The organism is Stenotrophomonas sp. HITSZ_GD (genome assembly GCF_029543105.1).
Taxonomy (GTDB): Bacteria; Pseudomonadota; Gammaproteobacteria; order Xanthomonadales; family Xanthomonadaceae; genus Stenotrophomonas_A.
Genome location: NZ_JARQXB010000010.1, coordinates 43,824 through 61,707 on the forward strand (window position 1 = coordinate 43,824; position 17,884 = coordinate 61,707).

Here is a 17,884-nt window from a genome sequence, read left to right on the forward strand (position 1 = left end):
GCCCGTGCGTCATTTTCCTTCGCTTCCCGATCAGGAAATCCAGCAGCGCCCAGCCATTGTCGGCCTCTGCTTGGGCGTGCTGGTGTAGAGATGGAACCCGGCTGACGCGATCAAGCGGGCAGGCGATCCCGATCAGGCGCAGGCGTGACTGCTTGCGCTACACCGGGCCCGCCCGCACACCCACCTCGTCGCGCATTACGCTGGCCGTGGCGGCGACCCGCCCGCTCAGGACCGCCGCCATCGCCATCGCGGTGCCGATCATCAGGCAGGCGACCGCAAACGCGACCTTGACCTGATCGGGACCCGCCCCATCCGGCGCAAGCGAGAAGAAGACCCCACCGACCAGCGCTACCGACAACGCGCCGCCCAGTTGCATCGCCGCACTGACAACCCCCGCGGCCAGCCCCGCCCAACGCGGGGCCACGCGGTCGACATTCAATCGCACCAGCGCCGGCAAGGCGATGCCCTGCCCGATACCCAGCACGAGCAGCGGAAGCGGAAGCCAGCGTGGATGGCCAAGCGCCACCACGCCCGCGACCACCACCAGGCCCGTCACTTCCAGGCTCATGCCCAGCGCGGCGGTGCGCGTGCCCACCCGGCGCGACAGGCGAAGGCCACAGGACGGCCCCAGCAACTGCCCGATGCCGAGCGGCAGGATCGCCAGGCCCGCCGCGAGCGCGTCGCGCCCCAGCCCCGCTTGCTGATACACCGCGAACGTCAGGAAGAACGACGCCAAGGCGTACAGCAGGATCGCCGCCAGCAAGCCCAGGCGCAGGCCACGCGCCGCCAATATGACCGAGGGCGGCACCAGCGGCGTCGCGCCCGCGCGCTCCCGACGCTTTTCATAGCGCCAGAAGACGGCAAGCAGCGGCGCGCTCGACGCCAGCAGGACCAGGGTCCACGCGGGCCAGCCCTGCTGCCGCCCCTCGATCAGCGGCACCACGAGCGCAAGCACCCCCATCGCCAACAGGATGACGCCGGGAACATCCATGCCACCCGTTTGTTCGGCGCGGGTTTCGCGCACCAGCGTCAACGCGGCCGGCACGGCCAATGCGATGACCGGAAGGTTGATGAGGAAGACACTGCGCCAGCCCAGATGCCAGACATCCGCCGACACCAGCACGCCGCCAAGCAGTTGCCCGCCCACGGCGGCCAACCCGAAGGTCGACCCGTACAGGCTGAGCGCCCTGCCCTTCTCGTTCGCGGAAAACAGCGCGTGGATCGACGCCAGGGACTGCGGCGCCATCACCGCTGCCGAGATGCCCTGCAGCAGCCTGCCGGCGATGAGTACCTCCGCTGACCCGGCGAATCCGCAGATCGCGGAGGCGGCGCCGAAGCCCAGCATGCCCGCCACGAAGGTGCGCCGCCGGCCATACAGGTCACCCAGCCGCCCGCCCAGGATGAGGGTCACGGCGTATGCGATGGCGTAGACCGACACCACCAGTTGCGCGACATCCGCCGAGGCGCGCAGGTTCGAACGGATGTCGGGCAAGGCGACGTTGACGATGAAGAAGTCGAGCGGCGGCAACAGCGTGCCGACCAGCAGCACGGCCAAGGCCGCCCAGCGGCGTGGGTCCACCGCACCGGAATTGGAAAAGGTATTCACCGCATTTCTCCTCGTGGGGTGGCACGACGAAATCGACGCGTACGCATCGCGCGCTCAGCGCATGCCGCCCGAGGCGATGACGCATTCGCCCGTCATCCAGCCCGCATCGGTGGAGGCGAGGAACGCGACGATGGATGCGATGTCGGTCACCTGGCCGATGCGGCCCAGCGGCGTCTGTTGTTCGTTCCAGGCCTGGAAATCCGAGCCCATCACGCCGTTGGCGTGCGTGCCTTCGGTCTCGATCAGCCCGGGATTGACTGCATTCACGCGGATGCCGCGCGGCCCCAGCTCGCGCGAGAGCACGCCGGTGATCGCGTCGAGCGCGCCCTTGGTGCCGCTGTAGATGGCGCTTTCGACCGGCAGGATGCGCGTGACGAAGGAGCTGATGTTGATGATGCTCGCCCCTTCCCCCAAGAACGGCGCAGCCGCGCCGGCGACCAGGAGCGGGCCCAGCACGTTGAGGTCGAACTGCTGGCGGTACAGGGCCTCGGTGGTGTCCTCGATCCTGGCGAACGCATAGATACCGGCGTTGTTGACCACGATATCCAGCCTGCCGAACCGCGCGATGGCAGCGCCGACCAGCGCATCCACGTCCGCCTTATGGCGAACGTCGGCACGCACCGCTATCGCACTTCCGCCCGCGCGTTCGATATCGGCCACCACGGCTTGCGCGCCGCCCGCGCTGGAAGCGTAGTTGACGACGACCTGGGCGCCCTCGCTCGCCAGCCGGCGCGCGATCCCGGCCCCGATACCCTTCGCGGCACCCGTCACGAGTGCGACCTTTCCGTTCAACTTGCGCATGCTGCACCTCCAGTGGGGGCGGGCATGGTGACGCCGGCAGGATTGTTTGGGCACTGCCATTCCTGCATATTCGGCGTGCATTCTTGAACGGGCAGCCTGGGCGTGGAGTGGAGCGATATCCGGATATTTCTCGCCGTCGTGCGCGGAAAGTCGCTCGGCGAGGCGGCACGCACCCTGGGCGTGAGCCATCCCACCGTGGGCCGCCGGATCAAGGTGCTTGAGGACGAGGCCGAACAGCCGCTGTTCCGCAGGACGAAAGACGGCCTGGTGCTGACCGATGCCGGAGACGCGGTGCTGGCGCTGGCGGAGTCCATGGAGGAATCGGCGCTTTCCATGGAACGGCGCCTGGCCGGCAACCACGCACGGCTCGAAGGCGTCCTGCGCATATCCTCGGCGGACTGGTTCGCCGCTTACGTGCTGGCGCCGGTCTTCGTCGAACTTGCTCGCCTCCACCCGGGCGTGGTGCCCGAGGTCATCGCCAGTTATCGGCTGCTCGACCTCTCCCGCCGCGAGGCCGACGTGGCGTTCCGCATCGTCCCTTTCAGCGAGCCGGACATCGTCCAGCGGCGGCTGATGACGATGCCGTACGGCCTCTACGGTTCAGCCGACACGGCACGCGCGGCCAACGACGATCCCGAATCGGCGCGCCTCATCCTGATGAACGCGGCCCAGGCGCACTTTCCGGATGTCGGCTGGCTGCTGGAGCGGTTCCCGCATGCCAGGCGCGCGTTCGCCAGCACCAGCCGCAGCGTGCAGGCGCAGATGTGCCTGCGTGGCCAAGGCATCGCCGTGCTGCCGCGGCCGTTGGGTGAAAGCATCGCAGGGCTGCACCGCATCGACCGCTTCGGCGCGCCGCCTGGCCGGGACGTCTGGGTGGGTTATCACCAGGACCTGCGCCACATGGACCGGCTACGCGCCCTGCTGGAGATCGCCCAGCGGCTGCTGCCGCATCCCGCTACACCTGCCGACGACGCGGCTGGCTAGCCGCGCGGCGGGCGCTCGCGGCAGGCACCGGGCAGCGGATCTCACTTCGCCTCGGCGGCCCACTGCACCGCATCCGCCCCGGCCGGGATGTACAACGGCGCATCGGCATCGTGGGCCGCGCGCCACACCGCCTGCGCCACATCATGCGATGTCGTGCCCGGCCCGACGGATTCGACCATCCGCGCGATGGCCTGTTGCATGAACTCGCCATAGGCCGGGTCGTCCAGGCCGCGCAGCCCGGCGCGTGCGCTTTCGCGGAACCGCGTTTCGCCCGACGAGCCCGGCAGCACGATGTGCGCACGCACGCCGAACTGCGCGACCTCGCCCGCCAGCGACTCGGTGAGCGCGTTCACCGCGGCCTTGGACGCGCGGTAGGCGCCGATCAAGGGCAGCGGCTTGTACGTCGCGCTGGAGGTCACGTTGACGATCACGCCGGCGCCACGCGCGCGCATCTGCGGCAGCACGGCCTGCGTGACCGCGATCGTGCCGAACGTATTGGTCTCGAACAGCGCGCGCAGCGTGTCCATGCGCGTGAGTTCGAGGGGCGCGGGCGCGCCGAAGCCGGCGTTGTTCACGAGCACGTCGATGGCGCCGGCGGCCGCTATCGCGCGGCCGATGCTGTCGGCGTTGGTGACGTCGAGCTGCCGCACCTGCAGGTGCGGCGAGGCCGGCAGCACGTCATGCCGCGGCTTGCGCATGGTGGCGACCACGCGCCAGTCGCGTTCGAGGAAATGGCGCGCGGTCGCCAGGCCGAAGCCGGAGGAGCAGCCGGTGATCAGTACGGTCTTCATGGAGCCTCTGGGGGCAAGGGGGAGCGGCCAAGGTAGGTCGCGCCACCCGTACTGACTACAATCGAACGTCCGAATTTCATTAGCGAGCGTCCAGCCATGGTCGATCCATTGGCGGAAGTCGTCATGTTGCTCCAGCCGGCCGCGCGCTTCTCGAAGCAGGTGGTCGGCGCGGGGGCATGGCGGGCACGGCGCTCGAACGCGGGCGAGCCGTTCTATTGCGCCGTGCTGGAAGGCAGTTGCCGGCTGCGGCCGGAGGGCGGCGAGGACATCGTGCTGCACGCGGGCGACTTCGTACTGGTTCCCGCGTCGCACGGCTTCACGATGTCCAGCCTGGACGCACCCGCCGACGTGGCCGATGCGCCCCCGCTGGCGCTCGGCGACGGGAGCTTTCGCGTCGGCGCGGCGCAGGGACCGACGGACCTGCGCATCATGGCGGGCCATTGTCGCTTCGGCTCGCCGGATGCCGCCCTGCTCGTCTCGCTGTTGCCACGGCTCCTCCACGTCCCCGGCGAACCCCGGCTGGCCACGCTCGTGCGCTTGCTCGGCGACGAATCCCGCGAGGACCGGCTTGCCCGGGAAGTGGTGCTGGCCCGCTTGCTGGAGGTGCTTCTCATCGAAGCGCTGCGCTGCAGCGCGGGCACGGGCGTGGCGCCCGGACTGGTGCGGGCGTTGTCCGATGCGCGCCTGGCCGCGGCTATCCGCGCGATACATGCACGGCCGGCGCACGGTTGGACCGTCGATGCACTGGCGAAACAAGCCGCGCTTTCCCGCTCGGCGTTCTTCGAGCGCTTCAACCGCGTGATGGGCATGCCGCCCATGGAATACCTGCTGGCCTGGCGCATGGCCTTGGCCAAGGACCTGCTCAGGCGCGAGAACCTCGGCCTGGCCGAGGTCGCGCATCGCGTGGGCTATGGTTCGGCGAGCACCTTCAGCGTCGCCTTCGCGCGCCACCTGGGCTGCCCGCCGTCGCAGTACGCGCGCAGATATTCGTCGGCCACCACGGCCGAAGAAGCCAGCGTCATCGACGCCATCGAACCCTCCACCGACGGCGGCAGGGCACAGGCCTGATCCAGGCGCGGGACCGTGCGGGGCGGGATCGCCGTAGGTCCCTGCGGTGCGCTACATTCCACGGCGCGCCGCCCCGCGCCCGCCCAGGACCCCGACGACCATGCGCTCCCTGCAGATCGCGTTGCTGATCGCCCTGTTGTTGTTCGCCATCCCGCGCAGCCATGCCCAGGCCACCGCGCGCCCATGTGGCGGCGACGAAACACCCGGGCCTGCCTGCCTGCTGGCCAGCACGCCGGTGCCAGGCCTGCCTGGCGGCCCGGTGTTCTGGCACATCGACCGCTTCGCCTCGCGCGAGGCGGCCGCGCGTGCCGCCACGCCGCGCAGCAGTATCGTCGAAGCGTTCGGCGCCACGTGGCTGTTTACGCTGGAAGGCAAGGCGTGGCGCGCGAAGGGTGGCACGCAGTCGGCGGTGATCGGGCCGCTGCCGGTGCAGCCGGCCGGCGCGTACACGGCCGAGTACCTGCGTTCGGTGTTCGCGCCCGGCACGAAAGCCCCCCTGCATGTCCACTCGGGACCGGAGGCGTTCTACGCGCTGGAGGGCGATACCTGCCTGGAAATGCCGGACGGCATGCAGCTCGGCCGTGGCCCGGGCAATACGTTGTTCATCCGTGGCGGCCCGCCGATGCTGCTGATGGCGGTGGGCACGCAGCCGCGGCGCGGCTTCGCGTTGATTTTGCACGATGCACACCAGCCGCCCACGACCCTGATCCACGATTGGCAGCCGCAGGGCCTGTGCGAGCAACAGTGGCAGCGGGACCAGCTGAAATAGCGCCGTTCAACCCAGTCTGCACAGCGGCTTCTCGTCGGCGCGCAGCGTCAGCACCTGCACGCCGGTGCGCGTGACCGCCACCGTATGCTCGAACTGCGCCGACAACTTGCCGTCGCGCGTGTACACCGGCCATTCGTCCGCATGCGCGCGGATGGCCGCGCGCCCCTGGTTGATCATCGGCTCGATGGTGAAGGTCATGCCTTCCTGCAGCACCTGTCCGGTGCCGGGCCGGCCGTAGTGCAGCACCTGCGGCTCCTCGTGCATCTGGCGGCCGATGCCGTGCCCGCAGTACTCCTTCACCACGCTGTAGCCCTGGCCGCGCGCGTAGTGCGAGATGGCGTGGCCGATGTCGCCCAGCCGCGCGCCCGGGCGAACCGCGGCGATGCCCTTCCACATGGCCTGGTAGGCGGCCGACACCAGCCGTCGCGCGGCGTAATCCACCTCGCCCACCAGATAGGTGGTGCTGGAATCGGCGATGTAGCCGTGCTTCTCCAGCGTGATGTCCAGGTTGACGATCTGCCCGCTGCGCAGCACATCGTCCCGGGATGGCACGCCGTGGCACACCACATCGTCGATCGAACTGTTGAGCACGTAGGCAAAGCCGTACTGGCCCTTGCTGGCCGGGCGCGCCTGCAGGTCATCGACGATCATGCGCTCGACGAAGTCGTTGAGCTCCAGCGTGCTCTTGCCTTCCAGCGGTAGCCGGCCAAGCGCGTCGAATACCTGCGCCAGCAGCGCGCCGGCCTCGGCCATCCGCGCCAGCGCGTCGGGCGTCTTGATCACGCCCGTCCCGTGCGCAGCGGCTGTGGCCGCACGCCGGCTGCGCGCAATTCGTTGGCGACAATCTCTTGGAAACTCCGCTCCGGGTGCATCTCGCACAGCATGCCGACCTTGATCCAGAAATTGGCCTGCGCATTGATCGACCGGCTGGTCACGGTGCAAGCGCGGCGCAGCTGGTCGTGCAGCTCGTCGTCGATGTTCACGATGCCCATGGCGCCTCCGAGCCGTCAGGAATATACGCATCGTATATGCAACATATATGCAACGCAAGCGTCGTTAACAGGCGCGCGACATCCCGGCGGCAACACTGAGGCTCTTCCACCGACACGTGTCCGCGATGAATTCCGCACTGCTCATCATCGACATGATCAGCCCGTTCGACTTTCCCGAGGCTGCTTCGATGCAGGCCGACCTGGTACGTACCGCGCGCCAGATCAGGCGCTTGCGCGAGGCATGCCATCGCAGCGGTCGCCCGGTCATCTACGCCAACGACAACTTCGCCCACTGGCGCTCGGACTTCCGCGAACTGGTGGCGATGGCCAGCGCCAGCGGCGAGACGGCCAAGGCCGTGGTCGCCTGCCTCAAGCCCACCCCGGAGGACTACTTCATCCTCAAGCCGAAGCATTCGGCCTTCCTTGCCACGCCGCTGCCGGTGCTGCTGTCCAAGCTAGGGGTCGATACCCTGTTCCTCACCGGCATGACCGCCGATGCCTGCATCCTGTCGACGGCGGTGGATGCGAACGCGCGCGAATACCGCGTGCGTGTAGTGCGCGAGGCCGTTGCGGCGTTGCCGGAACGCAAGCGCTGGGCGTTCTCGCTGATGTCCGCATCGCATGCCGCGCAGGTGGTGGGCGTGCGCACCGCGATGAATTGCCTGGGGCACGCGCACGCCGACGCTTCCTGAACTGCGCTCCCTCGCGCTGCCATCACGCGGGCTCGCACCGCACTTAACGCCGCGACCCCTAACTTCCAGGCTCCACTCAACCCGGGAGTCCCTCCGTGGCCATCAAGACCATCGAAGATCTTTTCATCCACGAACTGTCGGATATCTACAGCGCCGAGAAGCAGCTCACGCGCGCCCTTCCCCGGCTTGCACGCGCAGCCAGCAACCCCGACCTGAGCGCGGCGTTCGAAACCCACCTGGAAGAAACACAGGGCCAGATCGAGCGCATCGACAAGGTGGTGGAAGTGCTCGACATCCGCCTCAAGCGCATCAAGTGCGCCGCGATGGAAGGGTTGGTCGAAGAGGGCAAGGAAGTCATCGATTCCGTGGAAGAAGGCCCGCTGCGCGATGCGGCGTTGATTGGCGGCGCGCAGAAGGTGGAGCACTACGAGATCGCCGCTTACGGCACGCTGGCCGCGCTCGCCAAGCAGCTTGGCTACAAGGATGCCCTGCCGCTGTTGCTCGAAACGCTGCAGGAAGAAAAGGCCACCGACGAAAAGCTCACGCTGCTGGCGAAATCCGGCGGCAATGCCAAGGCGGCGCAGGCGGCGTGACGCCACAGGGCCCGCGCACCATTGCGTCGCGGGCCACGCTTGCCTCATCCGGGGCCGCTGCGTGTGCAGCGGCCCCGTTTAATGCGCCCGGTGTTCGAGCACGTCCACCAGCCCAGGCGCGGCCCACCACCCTTCCTCGTTCACCCGCGGCGATGTAATCGCCAGCCGCCAGTTGAGCGAAGCGAGTTCCGGCAAGCGTCCCGCGCGCCAGATCGCGTCGGTCACCGCTTCGATCGGTTCGCGAAACCAACGCAGGCCATCCCTCGACGAGACGATCGTGTCGTCGTGCGTCTCGTAACCCGGCACGATCTCTTCCAGCAGCCGGGCCACCGCATCCACCGACAAGCCTCCCAGCGCCCCTCCCAGCGCCGCGATGGCGAACTGGCGCGAGAGCTGCCGCTTCTGGCGACCCGTCAAGCTGCGCATGGCCGATTCCTCCTGGCGGCAGCTTGCGCGCTCGCGCTTCCACGCCTTGCGAAAGCGATGCGCCGCGCGCTCACGGCCAGCGAACATTGCGCTGCCCTGCACTGCACGCACACATGCGGCTCACCCCAGGTTTACCCGCGAAGGCACAGCGTGCGGATTCACTCGCACGGAGACATCGACATGCAGGCACTCACCTACCAGGGCGCGCGGGACGTGCGCGTCGAAACGGTTCCAGACCCGTCCATCGTGGCCGCGGACGACCTGATCCTGCGCGTCACCGCCACGGCGATCTGCGGCTCGGACCTGCACATCTACCACGGCAAGATTCCCGACATGCACGATGGCGACATCCTCGGCCACGAGTTCATGGGCATCGTGGAAGAGGTGGGCCCGGAAGTCACCGAGGTCAGCGTCGGCGACCGCGTGGTGATCCCGTTCGTCATCGCGTGCGGACAGTGCTTCCACTGCGCGCTCAACGAATTCTCCGCCTGCGAGACCACCAACTCTGGCCCAGGTGCCGCGCTCAACCGCAAGCAGCTGCGGCCGCCCGCCGCGCTGTTCGGCTACAGCCACCTGTATGGCGGCGTGCCCGGCGGCCAGGCCGAGCTGGTGCGGGTGCCCAAGGCCAACGTGGGCCCGTTCGCCGTGCCGGACGTACTCGCCGACGAACAAGTGCTGTTCCTCTCCGACATCCTGCCCACCGGCTACCAGGCCGTGGTCAATGCGGGCATCAAGCTGGGCAGCACCGTGGCGATCTTCGGCGCCGGACCGGTGGGCTGCATGGCCGCGGCGTGCGCGCGCATGCTGGGCGCGGAAACGATCTACATGGTGGACCACCACGACTACCGGCTCGCGTTCGCGCGCGCCGCCTATGGCGTGATCCCGATCAACTTCGACGAGCAGGACGACCCGGCTGCGCAGATCATCGAGGCCACCGCGGGACGCGGCGTGGACGCGTCCATCGATGCGGTCGGCTTCGAGGCGAAGGGCAGCACCACCGAGACGGTGCTGACCACGTTGAAGATCGAGCCCTCCAGCGGCGCCGCACTGCGCCAGTGCATCGCGGCCACGCGCCGCGGTGGCATCGTCAGCGTGCCGGGCGTGTATGCCGGTTTCATCCACGGCTTCCTGTTCGGCGATGCGTTCGACAAGGGCCTGACCTTTAAGATGGGCCAGACCCACGTGCAGGCGTTGCTGCCGGAACTGCTGGAGGCGATCGGCGAAGGCCGCCTGCGCCCGGACGAGATCATCACCCACCGCATGAAGCTGGCCGATGCCGCGCAGGCCTACCAGATCTTCAACGACCGCAAGGAAGATTGTCGCAAAGTCGTGCTGACGCCCTGAACCGCCTCAGCCCGGTCCCGCCGGCGTGCCGGCGGGGCTGACCGAGGCCTCCAGCGCGGCGAGAAAATGGCTGAAGCCCGCGGGCGCGCGGGCATTGCGGCGCGCACTCGTTTGCACACAGGGATCGCCGCGACGGGCGATGCACAGCCCGTGCTCTGTCGCGCGCCTGACGAAGTCGACATCTTCGCCCGTCATCTGCGCGCCCATGCCGCCGACGGCGAGGTACGCGGCCGCGCTGCAGCCCAGGTTGGCGCCATGCACATGCGGATGCCCATCCTCGATGCGTTCCCAGTGTTCGAACGCGCGACGCGTGGCATCGCAATAATCCCGCCACCGCGCCACGCGCACCGGCCCGCAGAACACGTCGGCACGGCAGGCCAACTGCGCCGCCAACCAATGGCGCGGCACCCGGCTGTCGGCATCGGTATGCGCCAGCCAGGTGGCGCCGCGCGCCAGGGCGGCCTCCGCCGCGGCGGCGCGCGCGGCGCCCACGCCACTGCCGGCAGGGAGGACGGCATGCGCGCCCATCTGCGCGACCACCGCCGCGGTGCCGTCGGTGCAGCGGTCCAGCGCGACGAATACCTCGACGGTATCCCTCACCGCCGGGTCGGCCGCCGCGGCCGCGATTGCCCGCAGGCAGGCCCCGATACGGCGTACCTCGTTGTGCGCGGGCACCAATACCGCGATCACGCCAGCCCCTCGCGCGTGGCGACGCTGGCACCGGGCCACCAGGCTTCCAGCAACAGGTCCTGGTCTTCGTAGCGATGGCTGGGCGGGCCGCCGCACGCCTCGGCCAACTGCGCGTGCACGGCTTCGGCGCTGTGCAGGCGGCCCTCGAACGGATGCCGCCAATGGCAGGCGACGAGGCCGCCCTCGCGAGCGGCATCGCGCGACTCCGCCAACCGGGAGGACACCGTCGCCAACGTGGCCGCGTCCAGGTAGTAGCCCACCTCGCTGAAGACGATGAGATCGAACTGGACCGGCGGCCATTGGCGCGGCTGCACCGAACATTCGAATGCCAGGTTGGGCGGCGCACCGGCTGCCTGCGCCTGCGCGATGGCGCGCGGCGAGACATCGGTGCCCAAGACCTGCTCGCAACGCTCGGCGAGCAGGCGCGTGAGTACGCCGGTCGAGCACCCCAGCTCCCAACCGCGGTGGAAGCGCCGCCGCGGCAGCATCGCCAACAGCAGGTCGCGCTTGCGTTGTTCGTACCAGCGCGAGGCGTAGCCGAAGGGATCGGGCTGGCGGTAGAGCTGGTCGAAGTCCAGGTTCATGTGCGCAGGTAGATCTCGAAGGGCCGCTGGAAACGTTGCAGCACGGCGGGCGGGAGGATCGGCGCGGCCGGCGCGGGGGCCACCTCGCCGGTCTGGGTGGCGAAGCGACGCATCGCGGCCGCCTTGCATTCGCGCGTGCGTGCGTCCAGTTCGTAGCGCAGCAGGCTGTCGCCGAACGGCGAGTGGGCGGCGTCGGCCCAGTGCCAGCCCCAGATCGGGTATTCGAACACCGGTATGCCCTGGCGGCGCGCGACCTCGTGGGCGGCGCGCGCGGCGGCTTCGTGGTCCGGATGACCATCGCGCGCCCAGGTCACGCAGAACACATCGCGCGGCCCACATAGCGCGGCCAGCGCCCGCACCGTATCGGCATGCCGCTCGGCCAGCGCGCCGTCGCCGAGGGCGAGGTGGCGCACTTCCACGTCACCCGCGCCAAGCGCGGCCAAGGCGTCGCGCAGTTCCGCGCGCCGCGTCCGCGCCAAACGCGCGGGCGGCCAGGCGGGTTCGTGTGGATAGGCGTGCTCGCCATCGGTCAACGCCACGACGCACACCTGGCGCCCGGCGGCGACGGCGTCGTGGATGAGGCCGCCGCACCCGAGCACTTCGTCATCCGGATGCGGCGCCACCACGAGCAGCCGCGACGCGGCCGGCACCAGTTCGTCCAGCCCGGCGGACGGCGCCTCCTCCAGCCAGGGCGCGGCGCGCCAGGCGGCCTCCTGCGTGCCCGCGCCGTGGATCAGCCGCTCGCTCACAGCCGCCATGCGTCCTCCTCCTGCGCGGCGAGCTTGCCGAGCCCTTCCAGGTCGCGTTCGGCATGGTGTTGACGGAGAAAGGTGAGCAGGTCGGCGCAGCGCTGCGCGTGATCGCCCTCCGCGCATAGCGGGCCGGCACCGAGCGCGCGGCCGCAGCGCGCGATCACGTCCTGGGCCACGTCTTCGGCGAGGCCCCGCAGCTGCATCACTTCGCGCTGGTGCGGCAGCGTCGGCGCCTCGTCGATGAGCGCGGCCGTCTCGCGCAGCACCGCCGCCAATGCCGACAGCCGCACATCGATGGCGCCCAGATGCGCGGCGGCATGCGGGTCGCTACTCGCGCGGCGGTCGGCGCGCAGCCGCTCGGCGATGGCGCGGGTGGCGCCGAACCAGCACGCGGCAATGCCCGCGCCGCCATGCCAGAAGCCCGCCCGGGCGATGTACTCGCCCGGGCGCCCGACCACGCGCGCGGTCGTGCCGTTGAACTCCACCCGCGCGGTTTCGATACGCCGCATGCCCACGGCCTGCCAGCCGCTGGCGTCTACCTGCACGGTGTCATCCAGTGCCACGGCCACCAGCACGCGGGCCTCGTCTTCGCGCACCGTCACCAACGCGTGGGTAAGCGATGTGGCAGCGGAGCACCACGACTTGGTGCCGTGCAACCGGCCCAGCCGCTGCCCGGGGATGCGGTGCAGCGCCAGCGTGTCGCCCGGCGGTTCGGCGGCCCATACGCCCCACGCCTGGCCCGGCCCCGGCGCGTCGCCCTCCAGCTCCATCAGGATCGCTTGCGCGTCGTAATGCGCCTCGAGCCACTTCGCCAGGCACACATCTTCCGCCGCGAGGGTCGCCAGCGCGCGCCAGCGATCGAGCGTATGACCACCGCCAGGCAGCGGCAACGTGGGAAAGTGGTGCAGCCACTCGGCGGCACGCGCGTCCAGTCGCGATGGAGAGGCGGGGGCGCTATCGCCGGGCGTGGATGAAGATAGGGGCAGATCGTGAGCGTGCATCCGCTTACGCTAGAAATTCGCCCGTGAAGCCGGAAACGAGGCCGCGTGAGCCTGCGGTGAGCGCATGCCTCGCAAGCGTCCCCTTCCTGCGCAGAGGCGGCGGGCTTTCGGCCCGCCCCGGAGGAGCATCCGCATCGCGGGGAATGCTGAGGCGTTCAGCCATCCGTGGAGCGGGTCAGCGTTTCCCAACGGGCGATGTCCCTCTCCAGCGCCTGCAGCTTGTCGCGCGCCAAGGCAAGCGCATCGCTGCCGAGCAACAGGTGGGCGGGCGGCGCCTCGCAGTCGATGAGCTGCATCATCGCCCGCGCTGCTTTCTCCGGGTTGCCGAGCTGGTGCCCGCTGACCTCCTGGCGGCGCTGCCGGAGGGGGTCGAACAGCGCGTCGTAATCGCCGATCGCGCGCGGCGCTCGCACCATCGAGCGGCCTGCCCAGTCGGTGCGGAACGAGCCCGGCGCCACCGCGGTGACGTGGATGCCCAGGTCGCGCACCTCCTTGCCCACCGTTTCGCTGATGCCTTCCAGCGCGAACTTGCTGCCGCAGTAGTAGGCGATGCCGGGCATCGTGATGAAGCCGCCCATCGAGGTGATGTTGAGGATGCGGCCACTGCGGCGCACCCGCATGTGCGGCAGCACGGCGCGCATCATCGCCACCGCGCCGAACACGTTGACGTCGAACTGGCGCCGCAGGTCTTCCAGCGGGGATTCCTCCATCACGCCTTCGTGGCCGTAGCCGGCGTTGTTCGCCAGCACGCCGATGGGGCCGAGCGTGGCTTCGACTTCATCCACCAGGGGCGCGATCGCTTCGAAGTCGGTGACGTCGAGCAGGCGCGCGAAGGCGCGACCCGGCGCCAGCATCTGGAAGGCCTCCGCCGCTTCTACATGCCGCACCGTGCCCACCACCCGGTGCCCGTCCGCCAAAGCCGCCTGCGCCAGCGCGCGGCCGAAGCCGCTGCTGACGCCGGTGATGAGAAACAGCCTGGAGATCGTCATGGTGCGCACCTGTGCTATCGGGAAGGCGCACAATAGGAAAGCCATCGCCGCACAAATAGGCCGATAACCCTCCCATCCATGCCTATTCCTATGAATCCCCCACCTTCACTGCCCGCCCTGGCACAGGCCCTGGCCCCGCGCGAGGGCTACACGCTCACGGAATTGCCGGGCGTGCGGCTGCTGCGCTCGGATCGCCCCTTGGCGCAGACGCCGGTGCTCTACGACCCGGGCATCGTGATCGTGGTCCAAGGCACCAAGCGGGGCTACTTCGGCCAGCAGACGTATGTGTACGACGCCGAGCAATACCTCGCGGTGTCGGTGCCGGTGCCTTTCACGATGGAGACCGATGCCTCGCCCGAGCACCCGCTGCTCGCGCTCTACCTGCACCTGGATTTTCCGCTGGCGGCGGAGCTGATGCTGGAGATGGACCGCGCGCAGCGCGCGCCTACGCTGACCGCGCCGCGCAGCATGGTCTCCAGCCCGATGGATGCGGACATGCGGTTATCGGTGCAGCGGCTGCTGCAGGCGCTCGCGCGCCCGGTGGAGGCCGCGGTGCTGGCGCCGCACCTGTTGCGGGAACTCTATTTCCGGGTGCTGGCCGGGCCGCAAGGCCACACCCTGCGTGCCGCGCTGTCGATGCAGGGCCACTTCGGCCGCATCGGTCGCGCCCTGCAGCGCATCCATGCCACCTACGCGCAGCCGCTGGACGTGGCCGAGCTTGCGCGGGAGGCGGGCATGAGCACGCCCTCGTTCCATGCCCACTTCAAGGCCGTGACCTGCACTTCGCCTATCCAGTACCTGAAATCCATCCGCCTGCATCAGGCGAGGCTGCTGATGGTGCGCGAGGGCATGACGGTCGCGGCCGCCAGCCATGCGGTGGGCTACGAGAGTCCTTCGCAGTTCAGCCGCGAGTTCAAGCGACTCTTCGGGCTGGCGCCTTCAGGCGAGGTGCGCCGCATGCGCGGGGCGTTCGCGCTACCGCCCGCGCAGGCCAATGCGCATTACGTGTCCTCGCATTGACGGCCGGGCGCTTCCCGGCGGCGCCCGGCCGCACGGCGTCAGCGCGAAGGGGATGCAAGCTCTCGATATAACGCCGCGATCCGCGGAATGAAGCGCTGAGGATTCGCGCCGGCCAGGTTGGTCAGCACGACCACCGCCAGGCCCTCGTCCGGATAGACGATAAACGCCGCCCGCGCGCCACCAATCCCGGCCACCTCGCGCACCGGGGCGCTGCGTAGCACCGGCCAGCCCAGTCCCCAGTCGCCCGGCGCGCCGCTGTTCAACCGCTCCGGCGTCCACATGCGGCGCAGTGCATCGTCACCGACCATGCGCCCCGCCGACAGCGCCATGAGCCAACGCGACAACTCCTCCGCCGTGGTCTGCAAGCCGCCGCCAGACCACAGGCTGTACGGAATGTCGTAGAACCAGTGGGAGAGGCGATCGGCGTCATCCTTGGCCAGCGTGCCGCGCGGCGACAGGCTGTAGATCGTCGCCGCGTTCGGCACGAGGTCGTAGCTGTCGCCGAACGCGGTCCGCGGCATGCCGACAGCCGCGAACTGGCGCTCGGCCAGGAACTGCTCGTACGGCCGGCCCGTCTGCTTCACGATGATGCGCGCGAGCAGACCATAGTTGGTCTGGTTGTAGGCGAAGCGCTCGCCCGGGTGCGCCTCCAGCGGCAGCGCCGCCACCGCACGCCACGCCGCGGCCTCATCGCCGCCGCCGATCAGGCCGTCGGGGCCGACGATGTCCGGCAATCCCGAGGTGTGCGCCAACAGCTGGCGCACCCGGAGGTCGCGCCAAGCCTCCGGCAGGTCATCGAGATAGCGCGAAATGGGCGCATCGAGCTCCACCTTCCCGGCTTCGACGAGCTGCATCACCGCCACCGCGGTGAATGACTTGGTGGCCGAGTTGATCGGAAACAGCGTGGCCGCGGTGACCGGCACGCGGTTTTCCACATTGGCGTAGCCCAGGTTCTCCGACAACACCACGCGGCCATCGCGGATCACCGCGATTTGCAGCCCGGGAATCCGCTGCTCGGCCATGATCTGCCGCACCAACGCCAGGGCCTGCGCGTTGGGTAGCGGCGGCGCCTCACGGGCAGCTACGGTGCAAGACAATAACGCCACGGCCAGGCCAATGGCGGACAGGAAACCCCTTCGAAACCCCATGCATCCTCCGCATCGCCGATGATCGGGATTTCGCGGGCTGGGGCGCCCGGATCCCTCTCTGTATGGATGCAAGACGCTGCCGGAAGGTTTAAGTGACAGGGCCCTCGCGCGCTGCACCTCACGGCCGCAGCAACACCTTGATCGCCCGCCGCTCATCCATCGCGCGATAACCCTCCGCCACGTCCTCCAGCGGCAGCGCCAAGTCGAACACCTTACCGGGGTTGATCCGCCGCGTCAGGATCAGGTCCATCAGGTGCGGCAGGAAGCGCCGCACCGGTGCCGGGCCGCCGAGCATGCCGGTCTGCGAGAAGAACAGCGACTGTCCGTCCAGCTCCACGCCATGGGGCACGCCGACATAGCCGATCATCCCGCCCGGCCGCGTGGCATGGATCGCCTGCTGCATCGATTCGCGCGTGCCCACGCATTCGAGCACCGAATCGGCCCCCACGCCCTGGGTGAGCGCCTTGATCTGGGCCACGCCCGCGTCGCCGCGCTCCACCACGATGTCGGTGGCGCCGTATTCCAGCGCCAGCGCCTGCCGCGTCTTGTGCCGGCTCATGGCGATGATGCGTTCGGCACCCATCTGCTTGGCCGCCAGTACGCCCATCAGGCCGACCGCACCGTCGCCCACCACCGCCACGGTCGAGCCGGGCTTCACCCGCGCCGCATCGGCGGCGTACCACCCGGTGCCGAGCACGTCGGAGGCGGCGAGCAGGCTGGGAATCAGATCGTCATCCGGCATCGCCGCGGTGGCGACGAGCGTGCCATCGGCCAGCGGCACGCGCGCGTACGGCGCCTGCGCACCGCTCATGAACTCGCGCTGCTCGCACGAGGACTGGAAGCCGAAGCGGCAGTGCGGGCAGGTGTTGTCGGAGATGCAGAACGAGCCGACCACGAACTGGCCGGGGCGGATCGTCTTCACCTCGCTGCCGACCTCCATCACCACGCCGCAGTATTCGTGGCCCATCGCCAGCGGTTCGGTGATGGCGTTGTGGCCCCGGTAGGGCCACAGGTCCGAGCCGCAGATGCAGGTGGCGGTGAGGCGGATGATGGCGTCGGTGGGCGCGAGGATGCGTGGCTCGGGCCGCGCTTCGTAGCGAACATCGCCGGGCGCGTGCATGACGGTGGCAAGCATGGAAATCTCCTGGGAACCGAAGGGGGCAATCAGTCGGCCGGGGGGCCGGCAAGGTAATCGGCGTCGCTGACGTGTTCCTGCCAGTCCACCACCTTGCCATCCAGCGCTTCGGCAATGGCGATGTGCGTCATCGCGTCGTCGGGCGTGGCGCCGTGCCAATGCCGATGGCCCGGCGGGCACCACACGATATCGCCGGGGCGCAGTTCGACGACCGCCTCGCCCTCGCACTGGGTCCAGCCCCGGCCGGCGGTGACGATCAACGTCTGCCCCAGCGGATGCGTGTGCCATGCGGTGCGCGCGCCCGGCTCGAAGGTGACGATGGCCCCACTCACGCGTGCCGGTGCGCTGCCCTGGAAGGGCATGTCGATGCGTACCTGGCCGGTGAAGTACTCCGGCGAGCCCTGGGCGGACGGTACGCTGCCGTGGCGGATGAGCTTCATGGAACCTCCTGGCGAAGCGATGGCAAAGGCAGTGGCGCGCCACTGCGGTACGGGCAGCA

At 69.4% G+C, this 17,884-nt stretch carries 21 protein-coding genes; 7 read left to right on the forward strand and 14 right to left on the reverse strand.

Annotated features, from left to right (window positions below):
* Positions 1-157: 157 nt before the first annotated feature.
* Both P6166_RS11190 and P6166_RS11195 read right to left on the reverse strand, forming a co-directional pair.
* The gene (locus P6166_RS11190; protein WP_277764541.1) at positions 158-1,606 is read right to left on the reverse strand and encodes an MFS transporter; all 1,449 of its coding nucleotides are present in this window, start codon (positions 1,604-1,606) and stop codon (positions 158-160) included.
* 54 nt (positions 1,607-1,660) lie between these two features.
* A complete protein-coding gene (locus P6166_RS11195) occupies positions 1,661-2,407 on the reverse strand; it encodes an SDR family oxidoreductase (RefSeq protein ID WP_277764542.1) in 747 nt (248 codons plus the stop codon).
* A gap of 102 nt (positions 2,408-2,509) precedes the next feature.
* Here P6166_RS11195 and P6166_RS11200 point away from each other — a divergent pair, with 102 nt between their 5' ends.
* On the forward strand, positions 2,510-3,391 hold the full coding sequence (locus tag P6166_RS11200) for a LysR family transcriptional regulator (RefSeq protein ID WP_277764543.1): 882 nt from the start codon (positions 2,510-2,512) through the stop codon (positions 3,389-3,391).
* 41 nt (positions 3,392-3,432) lie between these two features.
* Here P6166_RS11200 and P6166_RS11205 read toward each other — a convergent pair whose 3' ends face one another.
* Positions 3,433-4,182 (reverse strand): SDR family oxidoreductase, encoded by a 750-nt coding sequence (locus P6166_RS11205; RefSeq protein ID WP_277764544.1) that lies wholly within the window; start codon positions 4,180-4,182, stop codon positions 3,433-3,435.
* Between the two features lie 96 nt (positions 4,183-4,278).
* Here P6166_RS11205 and P6166_RS11210 point away from each other — a divergent pair, with 96 nt between their 5' ends.
* Together P6166_RS11210 and P6166_RS11215 are read left to right on the forward strand one after the other, a co-directional pair.
* Positions 4,279-5,250 (forward strand): AraC family transcriptional regulator, encoded by a 972-nt coding sequence (locus tag P6166_RS11210; RefSeq protein ID WP_277764545.1) that lies wholly within the window; start codon positions 4,279-4,281, stop codon positions 5,248-5,250.
* A gap of 100 nt (positions 5,251-5,350) precedes the next feature.
* Positions 5,351-6,019: a hypothetical protein gene (locus P6166_RS11215; RefSeq protein ID WP_277764546.1), complete on the forward strand. Its 669-nt coding sequence runs from the start codon at positions 5,351-5,353 to the stop codon at positions 6,017-6,019.
* Positions 6,020-6,025: 6 nt separating this feature from the next.
* Here P6166_RS11215 and map read toward each other — a convergent pair whose 3' ends face one another.
* Positions 6,026-6,802: a type I methionyl aminopeptidase gene (gene map, locus P6166_RS11220; protein ID WP_277764547.1), complete on the reverse strand. Its 777-nt coding sequence runs from the start codon at positions 6,800-6,802 to the stop codon at positions 6,026-6,028.
* On the reverse strand, positions 6,799-7,011 hold the full coding sequence (locus tag P6166_RS11225; RefSeq protein WP_277764548.1) for a ParD-like family protein: 213 nt from the start codon (positions 7,009-7,011) through the stop codon (positions 6,799-6,801). Before P6166_RS11225 ends, map begins: the two co-directional genes overlap by 4 nt.
* A gap of 125 nt (positions 7,012-7,136) precedes the next feature.
* Here P6166_RS11225 and P6166_RS11230 point away from each other — a divergent pair, with 125 nt between their 5' ends.
* Both P6166_RS11230 and P6166_RS11235 read left to right on the forward strand, forming a co-directional pair.
* Entirely contained in the window at positions 7,137-7,703 is a 567-nt protein-coding gene (locus tag P6166_RS11230) for an isochorismatase family cysteine hydrolase (RefSeq protein ID WP_277764549.1), read from the forward strand.
* A gap of 95 nt (positions 7,704-7,798) precedes the next feature.
* Entirely contained in the window at positions 7,799-8,296 is a 498-nt protein-coding gene (locus P6166_RS11235) for a ferritin-like domain-containing protein (RefSeq protein ID WP_277764550.1), read from the forward strand.
* A 78-nt stretch (positions 8,297-8,374) separates the two neighbouring features.
* On the opposite strand, the gene P6166_RS11240 is transcribed toward P6166_RS11235, so the two are convergent.
* A complete protein-coding gene (locus P6166_RS11240) occupies positions 8,375-8,722 on the reverse strand; it encodes a hypothetical protein (protein WP_277764551.1) in 348 nt (115 codons plus the stop codon).
* A 180-nt stretch (positions 8,723-8,902) separates the two neighbouring features.
* Here P6166_RS11240 and P6166_RS11245 point away from each other — a divergent pair, with 180 nt between their 5' ends.
* A complete protein-coding gene (locus tag P6166_RS11245; protein WP_277764552.1) occupies positions 8,903-10,066 on the forward strand; it encodes a zinc-dependent alcohol dehydrogenase in 1,164 nt (387 codons plus the stop codon).
* A 6-nt stretch (positions 10,067-10,072) separates the two neighbouring features.
* Here P6166_RS11245 and P6166_RS11250 read toward each other — a convergent pair whose 3' ends face one another.
* The 5 genes from P6166_RS11250 to P6166_RS11270 form a co-directional block, all read right to left on the reverse strand.
* Entirely contained in the window at positions 10,073-10,756 is a 684-nt protein-coding gene (locus P6166_RS11250) for a glycosyltransferase (RefSeq protein WP_277764553.1), read from the reverse strand.
* Positions 10,753-11,340 carry a class I SAM-dependent methyltransferase gene (locus P6166_RS11255; protein WP_277764554.1) on the reverse strand — a complete coding sequence of 196 codons (588 nt, stop codon included), beginning with the start codon at positions 11,338-11,340 and terminating at the stop codon, positions 10,753-10,755. The genes P6166_RS11250 and P6166_RS11255 overlap by 4 nt, the downstream gene beginning before the upstream one ends.
* Positions 11,337-12,098 (reverse strand): PIG-L family deacetylase, encoded by a 762-nt coding sequence (locus P6166_RS11260; protein ID WP_277764555.1) that lies wholly within the window; start codon positions 12,096-12,098, stop codon positions 11,337-11,339. The genes P6166_RS11255 and P6166_RS11260 overlap by 4 nt, the downstream gene beginning before the upstream one ends.
* Entirely contained in the window at positions 12,086-12,982 is an 897-nt protein-coding gene (locus P6166_RS11265; RefSeq protein ID WP_345781872.1) for an acyl-CoA dehydrogenase family protein, read from the reverse strand. Before P6166_RS11265 ends, P6166_RS11260 begins: the two co-directional genes overlap by 13 nt.
* Before the next feature lie 266 nt (positions 12,983-13,248).
* Positions 13,249-14,082 (reverse strand): oxidoreductase, encoded by an 834-nt coding sequence (locus tag P6166_RS11270; protein WP_277764557.1) that lies wholly within the window; start codon positions 14,080-14,082, stop codon positions 13,249-13,251.
* A 90-nt stretch (positions 14,083-14,172) separates the two neighbouring features.
* On the opposite strand from P6166_RS11270, the gene P6166_RS11275 reads away from it, so the two are divergent.
* A complete protein-coding gene (locus P6166_RS11275; protein WP_277764558.1) occupies positions 14,173-15,102 on the forward strand; it encodes an AraC family transcriptional regulator in 930 nt (309 codons plus the stop codon).
* 38 nt (positions 15,103-15,140) lie between these two features.
* Here P6166_RS11275 and P6166_RS11280 read toward each other — a convergent pair whose 3' ends face one another.
* From P6166_RS11280 to P6166_RS11290, 3 genes are all read right to left on the reverse strand, one after another.
* Positions 15,141-16,250, reverse strand: coding sequence for a serine hydrolase domain-containing protein (locus P6166_RS11280; protein WP_277764559.1), 1,110 nt, complete (start codon positions 16,248-16,250; stop codon positions 15,141-15,143).
* A 118-nt stretch (positions 16,251-16,368) separates the two neighbouring features.
* Entirely contained in the window at positions 16,369-17,385 is a 1,017-nt protein-coding gene (locus P6166_RS11285; protein WP_277764560.1) for a zinc-dependent alcohol dehydrogenase family protein, read from the reverse strand.
* A 29-nt stretch (positions 17,386-17,414) separates the two neighbouring features.
* On the reverse strand, positions 17,415-17,825 hold the full coding sequence (locus tag P6166_RS11290; RefSeq protein WP_277764561.1) for a cupin domain-containing protein: 411 nt from the start codon (positions 17,823-17,825) through the stop codon (positions 17,415-17,417).
* Positions 17,826-17,884: the final 59 nt, after the last annotated feature.

Bases quoted from the DNA above. Each gene is read 5' to 3' on its own strand.
- P6166_RS11195 (WP_277764542.1), bottom strand. From the start codon at position 2,407: ATGCGCAAGTTGAACGGAAAGGTCGCACTCGTGACGGGTGCCGCGAAG.
- P6166_RS11205 (WP_277764544.1), bottom strand. From the start codon at position 4,182: ATGAAGACCGTACTGATCACCGGCTGCTCCTCCGGCTTCGGCCTGGCG.
- P6166_RS11210 (WP_277764545.1), top strand. From the start codon at position 4,279: ATGGTCGATCCATTGGCGGAAGTCGTCATGTTGCTCCAGCCGGCCGCG.
- P6166_RS11215 (WP_277764546.1), top strand. From the start codon at position 5,351: ATGCGCTCCCTGCAGATCGCGTTGCTGATCGCCCTGTTGTTGTTCGCC.
- P6166_RS11225 (WP_277764548.1), bottom strand. From the start codon at position 7,011: ATGGGCATCGTGAACATCGACGACGAGCTGCACGACCAGCTGCGCCGC.
- P6166_RS11230 (WP_277764549.1), top strand. From the start codon at position 7,137: ATGAATTCCGCACTGCTCATCATCGACATGATCAGCCCGTTCGACTTT.
- P6166_RS11240 (WP_277764551.1), bottom strand. From the start codon at position 8,722: ATGCGCAGCTTGACGGGTCGCCAGAAGCGGCAGCTCTCGCGCCAGTTC.
- P6166_RS11245 (WP_277764552.1), top strand. From the start codon at position 8,903: ATGCAGGCACTCACCTACCAGGGCGCGCGGGACGTGCGCGTCGAAACG.
- P6166_RS11255 (WP_277764554.1), bottom strand. From the start codon at position 11,340: ATGAACCTGGACTTCGACCAGCTCTACCGCCAGCCCGATCCCTTCGGC.
- P6166_RS11260 (WP_277764555.1), bottom strand. From the start codon at position 12,098: ATGGCGGCTGTGAGCGAGCGGCTGATCCACGGCGCGGGCACGCAGGAG.
- P6166_RS11270 (WP_277764557.1), bottom strand. From the start codon at position 14,082: ATGACGATCTCCAGGCTGTTTCTCATCACCGGCGTCAGCAGCGGCTTC.
- P6166_RS11275 (WP_277764558.1), top strand. From the start codon at position 14,173: ATGAATCCCCCACCTTCACTGCCCGCCCTGGCACAGGCCCTGGCCCCG.
- P6166_RS11280 (WP_277764559.1), bottom strand. From the start codon at position 16,250: ATGGGGTTTCGAAGGGGTTTCCTGTCCGCCATTGGCCTGGCCGTGGCG.
- P6166_RS11285 (WP_277764560.1), bottom strand. From the start codon at position 17,385: ATGCTTGCCACCGTCATGCACGCGCCCGGCGATGTTCGCTACGAAGCG.
- P6166_RS11290 (WP_277764561.1), bottom strand. From the start codon at position 17,825: ATGAAGCTCATCCGCCACGGCAGCGTACCGTCCGCCCAGGGCTCGCCG.